This is a genomic window from Nostoc sp. (assembly GCF_036919895.1).
Classification (GTDB): domain Bacteria; phylum Cyanobacteriota; class Cyanobacteriia; order Cyanobacteriales; family Nostocaceae; genus Nostoc.
The window spans coordinates 1-1037 of record NZ_JBALBW010000126.1 but is presented as its reverse complement, the minus strand read 5'-3'; the positions used below and the strand labels follow the sequence as shown (position 1 = coordinate 1037).

Annotated in this window: 2 protein-coding genes; both read left to right on the top strand. The window is 38.4% G+C overall.

Annotation, left to right across the window (positions count from 1 at the left end; genetic code table 11):
- The first annotated feature begins 198 nt into the window (after window positions 1-198).
- On the top strand, window positions 199-327 hold the full coding sequence (locus V7K55_RS25160; protein WP_334835702.1) for a hypothetical protein: 129 nt from the start codon (window positions 199-201) through the stop codon (window positions 325-327).
- Window positions 328-339: 12 nt separating this feature from the next.
- Window positions 340-1037: SDR family oxidoreductase (locus tag V7K55_RS25155; RefSeq protein WP_334835700.1), on the top strand; the 698-nt coding region annotated here is incomplete at its 3' end.

Genomic DNA, 1037 nt, shown 5'->3' with positions numbered 1-1037 from the left:
ATTATTGAAGTCGGCATTTCCTGTCAAGTAAAATAACCTTTGATTTATAGCAAGTTAAAAGCAAAAATCCTATAGTTCAACATTACCCAGGTGTGTCCAAGTTCCAAGTATTTGAAGGCAGTTTTTGTTTTAGCCACTATTCAAGCAGGGTAATGGGGTAAGAGTTCTCGGCGTAGGGGAGGATTGAGAAACTTGTCAGTGTTTACCAATAGCATATTATCTGCCGTCTTAGTGGCTATTCATCAAATAAATAATGTAATTGCGATCGCCATACAGGCAATGTTCATACTAGCTAAAATAAATCTGAGAGTAGGCAATAAAAATTAAGAAACATCAAAAATGTTTGAGAAAGAAGTTAATGTCAGAGATAGTTTTCACTCAAAACAGCCTGGGGGCGGCAGCGATCCGAATAGTTTTGATTATAAAGAGACATGGTATCCCATCCATTACCTAGAATACCAGAAAAATATGACTAAGCTCATCTTAATTACAGGCATAAGTAAAGGTCTAGGTTATGCGATGACCGAGGGTTTTATTCAACAGGGACATACTGTTATTGGTTGCGCCCGTTCATCAGATGCTATTGAAAAAATAAGCCATTCGTATAGTGCGCCCAACGATTTCACATCTTTAGACGTGGCAAATGAACAGCTTGTAAAAAAATGGTCAGAATACGTACTTCAAAAATATGCGCCGCCAGATATAGTGATTAATAATGCGGCAATTACTAATTACCTAGCACCTTTGTGGGAAATACCATCCGAAGAATTTTCGGATATTATAGATATCAATATAAAAGGAGTAGCGAATATAATTCGCCATTTCGTACCAGCAATGGTGAAAAAGAAACGAGGTATTATTGTGAACTTTAGTTCTGGCTGGGGACGTTCGACTTCAGCCCAAGTTGCACCATACTGTGCTTCCAAGTGGGCAATAGAAGGATTAACTCGTTCTTTGGCACAAGAATTGCCGAGTGGGATGGCAGCTATACCCCTCAATCCAGGTATTATTCATACAGATATGCTTTCTATTAGCTT